3 protein-coding genes and 2 pseudogenes are annotated in these 7,602 nt (G+C 39.6%); 1 reads left to right on the top strand and 4 read right to left on the bottom strand.

The features are described 5' to 3' along the window. Positions 1–300: 300 nt before the first annotated feature. The 4 genes and pseudogenes from V7K49_RS13115 to V7K49_RS13100 form a co-directional block, all read right to left on the bottom strand. On the bottom strand, positions 301–459 hold the full coding sequence (locus tag V7K49_RS13115; protein ID WP_335205905.1) for a hypothetical protein: 159 nt from the start codon (positions 457–459) through the stop codon (positions 301–303). Positions 460–486: 27 nt separating this feature from the next. Next, the gene (locus V7K49_RS13110) at positions 487–5,919 is read right to left on the bottom strand and encodes a trifunctional serine/threonine-protein kinase/ATP-binding protein/sensor histidine kinase (protein ID WP_335205903.1); all 5,433 of its coding nucleotides are present in this window, start codon (positions 5,917–5,919) and stop codon (positions 487–489) included. Between the two features lie 372 nt (positions 5,920–6,291). Continuing rightward, on the bottom strand, positions 6,292–6,462 hold the full coding sequence (locus tag V7K49_RS13105; RefSeq protein WP_335205901.1) for a hypothetical protein: 171 nt from the start codon (positions 6,460–6,462) through the stop codon (positions 6,292–6,294). 395 nt (positions 6,463–6,857) lie between these two features. Beyond that, positions 6,858–7,071: pseudogene (locus V7K49_RS13100) on the bottom strand (ISKra4 family transposase); the annotation flags it as partial. A gap of 334 nt (positions 7,072–7,405) precedes the next feature. On the opposite strand from V7K49_RS13100, the pseudogene V7K49_RS13095 reads away from it, so the two are divergent. Further along, a pseudogene (locus V7K49_RS13095) lies at positions 7,406–7,602 on the top strand (integrase); the annotation flags it as partial.

Below are 7,602 nucleotides of genomic sequence, written 5' to 3'. Positions count from 1 at the left end.
TTGGAAAATGTGCCTCGAATGTTACAACTTCGAGCTGCTTATCTCAATGGTCAACTTACTAACTGATATTTTTGCAAAGGTGAGATGCTCCCAATCGTATTGGCATCTAAGCAGCGATTAAATGAACTTAAGTTTCCAAAAAATATCAGCTTTATTTATTATGTTTCTACTGTGCGCGATCGCAATTTGTAAGTAGCCCCTCGATGAATAATCGCTTTAATTCATCTTGATTTTTGAGCAAGGCGAATTAATCCGAAAGTCCTTGGGAGTATTTAAATAAATCGGGCAATGGGTAACAGATTATTGTCTGAGGATAGGATTGTCAGTGGTGGCATATTCTAGAGTACTGTTCCAGCCGCATCGGTAGGCAGTGTCTACTCGCAATGTCCTGCCGTTGCTGAACTTAATGTACTCCCGTTCGTTGTCAAAATACACATTCGAGACAAGGCGATTCCGCACGTTACAAGTTAAGGTTTACTTTATAAATCATCTCTGAAGGGGGATAGAGATCATAAATTCAGCCCCTTGTCCTAAAACCGATACACATTCTAACTGCCCTTGATGCTTATTAGTTACAATCTGGTAACTAATAGATAGCCCTAAACCAGTTCCTTTACCCACAGGTTTTGTAGTAAAAAAGGGTGTGAAGAGTTGCTGCCGGATATTTTCAGAGATCCCAGAACCGTTGTCAGCAATGCGAATGACAGCAAGATCGTCTTCAACAGTAGTACGAATTGTAATAATGCCTGGGCGACGTATTTTCTCGGCATCAGTCCGATGTTTGTTAAATTCTTCCAAAGAGTCAATTGAATTAGCGATCAGGTTCATAAATACCTGATTCAGTTGTCCAGGGTAGCACTCTACGGGTGGCAGGTTGCCGTACTCCTGTATTACCTGAATTCCCGGAGAGTGTGGTTGGGGTTTAAGCCGATTTTGCAAAATCATTAGGGTGCTATCAATGCCCTCATGGATATCAACAGCTTTGACTTCAGCTTCATCTAGACGGGAAAAGTTTCGTAAAGATAATACAATTTGGCGAATGCGATCAGTTCCCACTTTCATTGAAGCCAACAGCTTAGGTAAGTCTTCCATCAAAAAATCTAAGTCAAGCGCATCTATTTCATTCTGAACTTTAGGTGGTAAATTCTGGTTTTGCTGCTGATAAAGTTGTACTACACTCATCAAGTCTTTGATATAATTATTGACGTAAGTAAGGTTGCCGTAGATAAAACTGACTGGGTTATTGATTTCGTGAGCAACGCCTGCTACCAACTGCCCCAGGCTAGACATTTTTTCGCTTTGCACCATCTGGGACTGGGTGAGCTTCAATTCATCGAGCGTCTGCTCTAACTCCTTTGCTTTCTGACGCGCTTGTGTTTCCGAAATCTCTAACTCCTGGGAGTATATGTGCAAATTTGTGTAAAGTCGAGCATTTTCTATAGAGATGGAAACTTGCGAAGTCAATAAGTTCAGTACCTCTAATCGCTCTGCGGTAAAGGCTCCGGTAGTGAGGTTATTTTCCAAGTAAAGAACTCCGGTTAGTTTACCCTGATGAGTGAAAGGCGAACACAAAACTGATTTAGGTTGATTGGCAATAATATAGTTGTCACTGGCAAAACGCTCTGTGTGGCTAGCATCGTCTAAAACCAAATTTTCTTTTGTTCTTTCAACATAATTAATCAGCAAAATTGGTAGTTTATGCTTTACTTGAACCAGGCTGGATGATTGCACTGTCACTTGGTCTCGATTAACGTTTCCCTCAGCTTCAATCAGCCATTGGTTCTCCCGTTTAACAAGTAGATAACCCATTTGGGCACCAGCATTCTCGATCGCGATCGTCATCATCTTCTCCAGCAGCCGATTTAGCTCCATCTCACTCGACAGTGCTTGTGATGCTTTAATTGCTGTGCTTAAATCTAGAATTTGGGTTTTAGCTTCAGAAATATCTCTGATTGGGTTTGTAGCAGTGCCCTGAAGAGTTGATTCTGCTGCTGTATCTGTAAAAAATTGAGAATATTGTTCGTCTAGTTGTTGTACTTTACCCATAGCTTCCCACTTCAGATAGCGATAGCGGGCTTCTGTAAGATAAACTTTGGCAAGGTTTTTTCTGCCTTTGGCCAAGTAAAATCGAAATGCGAGTTCGTTTGCCAAGGCTTCATTTTGTAAATAACCGTTTTCGGCAGCAGAGACGATCGCCTTGTCATACAACTCCATTGCCTGATAATCTTGTTGGCAAATCTGAGCAATTTCAGCTTGAATCAGCAGGAACTTGTGTTGATAATTGGTTGGGCAGTGCATTGCCCATTGCTGAAATTTTTCCAGGTTGACATTTAGTTTATGCAGATAAATGACTTGAGTTGTTGTATCTACCTCAGCATAAGCTCTTGCCAAAGCAATACTTTGGTGAAAGTAGAAAACAGGATTAATAAAAATTCCTCGTGATCCCCCAACAAATTTTTCTGCATTCTCTGCATACTCAACAGCTTTGGTATACTCTCCATACCAGTTACAGAGCGCAAGTTTATAGATGTAAACTACAAATGCACTCAACATATCTGAAGATGCCAACGCAAACTCTAGCACTTGCTGTTCATCTGCCCAAGTTCCAACAAGCTCGTCAATCTTGCCTACTGGCTTAGTCAGGTTAGCGATCGCTTCCATAGCCAGCAGATGGTAGTTCAACATATTTTTGTCAATCTTGCGGAGGGTAGGAATAAAATCTTCGGCTACTTCTGCGGTTTTTTCTAAAGATTCATTCCCAAACAAAGATTGCCATAAAAAATTAACTGAACAATAACCAGACCATTGGTAAGAACCTGTTTCTAAACCGCTATTAAATCCCTTTAACAAATAAGGTTTTCCCTGGCTAATATGGTCTTTATAATGACAGATTAAACCTCCCCACATATTCAAAATGTTCGCTTCTAATTCCTTCGTTCTCATAATTTCATGGAGTTGGAGAGAAAGCTGTCCAAACTCATAACCGGAATCTACCTCACCATATTGAAATACTAAGTTGAAGGAATACAGCATATAGCCAAATACCGAAATCGGTGAGTTGCCATATTGAACTGAAAGCTGAGTCAGATTCATAGATGTAACGTGCAACGCTTTAGATCCTAAAAAGTAAGCAATAGGCCAAACCTCTTTTAAGATGCGTTGAGCCATTAACTTCTCTTCGTCTTGCATTTGTGGTAGTTCTGCTAGACTAAAAGTTGAGCGATCGCCAATAACTTTTTTTGTTTGATTAAGTTTTTCCAATAGATATGCATCATCTGGATAAGCTGTAAACTCAAAACCTAAAAGCTTCAAGGTGTTTAACCCAATTTCATAGGCGGAGTTTAAGTCATTCTCCATGCGATAACACATAATCCGATATTCATTTACTTGACACATATCAAGAGTGTTTTTTACCTGGCTGAAAGTCTGCTCAAAAATCATTAAAGCTTGTTCATATTTACCATTTAAAAATTCTGCTTCTCCAGTTTTTAAATATAAATCTAATGTCAATAAATATTTATCTTGCCAGCTATTTTCAGGTAAATAAGTTATCCCTGTTTTCAACAATTTTAGGGCAGTTACAAACGCTGAAGATGATTTTGCTCGTTGACCTACTTTCAAATTTAATTCTGCTAGCTCGTATCTTTCTGCTGGTTCAACAATCAATGATTCTCCAACATTTAGATGGTTGACAATTTCAAAAATATGCTCATCTAACTGGGCTTTTTCACTATTATGTAGTAGTAATTTTCCCACCTTCAGGTGTACTTGTTGCTGCTGACCGATTGGAATTAAAGAATAGGCAGCTTGCTGAACGCGATCATGCAAGAACTTATAGTCAACTTGTACCGCAGCATCACAGTATATTGCCAATTCTGACTGATTCAACAACTGAGGAATTTTATAAGTATCGCTCAAGGGAAGAATTAATCCTTCCTGTAAAGCTGACCATAAATCAACTGCTGTTGCTGATGCAGATTTTTCGTTTACTACTGCTAGAATTTCTAAATTAAAACGATTACCAACACAAGCAGCTAATTGTAAAACTTGCTGGGTTGGTTCTGACAGTCTCTGAATTTTATTCACCATTAAATCGACTACATTATCGGTAATGGCTTGTGACTGAATTTTGCTAAGATCCCACTGCCATAAACCCAAACGGTAATCAAATGTCAAAAGATTATCTTGATGTAATACTCTTAATAACTGTGTCAAGAAAAAGGGATTACCTTGGCTTTTTTGAAGTAGTAAATCAGCTAAAGGTTCTGCCTGGGATGATTCACAATTGAACGTGTCAGTAAGCAGTTGAGTAATATGAGGTGCTGCTAATGGCTTCAAGAGCAGTTCTTCAACGGTTGCCCCAGATACTCGAATTGCCTCTAGCATGAGTATTAGGGGATGGGTGGGACTAACTTCGTTATCTCGGTAAGCCCCAATCATCAATAAATACTGGCTTTCTAAGTCAGTCATCAAATTCTCGACCAGCTTCAAAGAGGCAGCATCTGCCCATTGGAGGTCATCTAAAAACAGTACTAAGGGATGATCCGCAGCAGTAAAGGCATGGATAAATTGCTTAAATACCCGATTAAAACGGTTTTGAGACTCAGTAATACCCAACTGCGGTACAGGCGCTTGCTGCCCGATAATCAGTTCTACTTCTGGGATAACATCAATAATGACCTGGCCGTTAACTCCCAATGCTTGTAGCAATTTATTTTTCCAAACCTCAACTCTGACTTGGCTTTCAGTTAACAGTTGTCGCATCAATTCTCGAAATGCCTGAATCAAAGAAGCATAAGGAATATCTCGCTTGAGTTGGTCAAATTTGCCACCGATGAAGTAACCTCGTTGCCGCACAATAGGTTTATGAACTTCATTCACCAGTGAGGATTTGCCGATACCTGAGTATCCTCCTACTAACACAACTTCAGTCGAACCAAGGCTAACTTTCTCGAAGGCAGCCATAAGAGCCGCCACTTCTACTTCCCGACCATAAAGTTTTTGAGCTATTTGAAATTGATGCGAAAAATCCTGCTCACCTAAGCTAAAAAGGTCAATCCTTCCTTTTGTTTCCAGTTCAAGCATTGCTTTCTCTAGGTCAGCCTTTAACCCGTAAGCACTTTGGTAGCGATCTTCAGCATTTTTGCTCAGGAGTTTCATGGCGATCGCACAGATTCCCAGTGGTACATTAGGATTAATCTCGTCAGGAGCCATTGGAATTTTCGCAATGTGACAATGCACCAACTCCATTGGATCTTGAATATTCGGGAACGGGAGCCGACCCGTCAGCATTTCGTAAAAACTCACGCCTAATGAGTAAAAATCTGTCCGATAATCTAATGTTCGGTTGATACGTCCAGTTTGCTCTGGCGACATATAAGCCAGCGTTCCTTCTAGCAGGTTGAAGCTACTGATTTCTGGGCTTTCTTTTGACAGTAGCGAAGCAATGCTGAAGTTAATCAGTTTTATTTTTTCGCTATTGGGGTTATAAAGAATGTTTTCAGGCTTAACATCCTTATGGATAATGTGGTGACTATGTAACTCTCCTAATGTTTCAGTAATTTGAACGGCGATATTGAGAAATTTTCTTAGTTCAAACCCTGTAGTAGATATCTGATCTTTTAAGGATTCTCCGCCAAAATCTTCTAAAACCATTGCTAGACCATTACTATACCCATTGTCGTAATTGATTAATTTATGGGTTTTGATTACACCTGCAATATTCAAATTTTGGATAATTTCGTATTCGTGCTTGATCTGAGCAATCTCTTTGACAGTAGGATACTCTGCTTTGAGCAGTTTAATCACAACTGAGTCTCCGTTAGCTTTGCAGTATGCTCGATAAATTACTGTGGCAGTAGCTTCATAAATTAAACTGGTAATACTGTACTCCGGGATACGAGCAATTAATTTAAACACTATTACTTGCCTGAATGTTGTTTTACAATGGATTTTGGCTGTTCCTATAATAATTCCCAAAATTCAAGTCAAGTTAACTCTTCAAATCCTAGTTAAGCCCAGATCAGCGGCTTCCAAAATTATTGCGTGAAAATTGGAGAGCAGACATCGGACTCTTATAAAAGTACTCTACTGATTTATTTCTCTCACTAGAGTATTTAAAGGTATATCTATATTTATGCATATAAATATTAATTTATTTAAAAGTAAATATTTATACTAGACATGTTGGCATAAATAATTATTGTTGGGATAATACGGGGAGCAGGGAGCAGGAGAAGAAAGAGTTTGAGCCTTATTTACTGCTAATTTAATTGGTTTGCTTCATGCTTTCTATGGCATTGGTACATTCTGTGGGCCGACAATCGCCACTACTTTGCTAGCACAAAGCATGAAAAGTTTTTCTTTATCACCCCATATATTTGACCAAAGTCCGATCCTATTAGCCCGAAAATGATTTTGTCCTGTTGCATCTCCAATTACAAAATATGCTTCGACAGTCAAATCAAATTCCAAATCATCGACCTCTGTTTCTATGATGTTACAGTTAACGAGTATTAAGGTATCTGGGTTAACATTTACTACTTGCTCTTGGCGTTTTAATAATTTTTGTAATCCGAAACCAGTTAATAGCTGGGAATTTCCCTCAAGGGCTTGTCTTTGAATTGATGGTGAATAACGAGTTTTTAACTCTTGCGTGATTAAAGTCCAACTCTACTGCGATCGTCACCAGGGCAAACGCATCTAAAGTATAAGAATCCTTGTCCATACGGGAGAAGTTCCGTAAAGATTGCACAATCGTTTGAATCCGGACTGCTCCAACTTGCATTGAGGAAAATAACTTGGGTAAATCTTCTACTAGGAAATCTAGGGGGAGCATCCAGTTTTGGCAGAAACACTCAAATAGCAAGTAAACCATTGAGATAAGCGTAAGCGTTCAGAAAGAATTTGATTGACACTTTCAAGATTCCACTGTGCCCCAGATATTTTAATCCTTGTGCCAATTTGTTTAATCGCAGACTCAACTGCCCCAGAACCAATGGAACAGACCTGTTCAGCCTGGTAATAGCTGTAGTTGACAATGCGAGAGCGATGTTTTTCTAGGTAGGGGACTTCCAAATAAAAAAATAATCAATCGTTTTGGTAAGCAGAGGGAGCGGGGGGAGCTGGCGTTGCAGGGGGAGAAGAAATCGGATAGTCGTATTGGATTACAGGAATTGAGTAATTTAATTTTTGGAAGTCCCTTATCCTCTAAGAAAATGGGAAGCGATCGCATCATTCAAAGCCCAGTCATCCCAACTGGGCTTTTGAGTTTGAGAACTATTGTCATTTTTTCCCAGAGGAAAATACTGAGTGCGAATCGTCCTCAGTCAGCACGATTGTGGATTACTTATCAAAATATTATTTTGCAGAATAACTCTTCCTAGAATTTCTATTTTGATAAGTGATGTCTGTTAGTACTGCTTCATCTCTGGTTTTGAGGATTCCGCCGCCACTGACGGAACACCCAGCTTCAGTTTACCTATCAACGCTTTCGCCGGGGTCAGAACCGACGATGAAGCGGAGTCTTAATCTGGTTGCACAGCTGCTGACTAATAATGAAGCAGATTACTTAACTCTCGACTGGTCAGCACTCAGGTACAA

Origin of the sequence: Nostoc sp. (assembly GCF_036919675.1) — a bacterium.
In the GTDB taxonomy this organism is placed as follows: domain Bacteria; phylum Cyanobacteriota; class Cyanobacteriia; order Cyanobacteriales; family Nostocaceae; genus Nostoc.
This window is presented reverse-complemented; position numbering and strand designations above follow the sequence as displayed.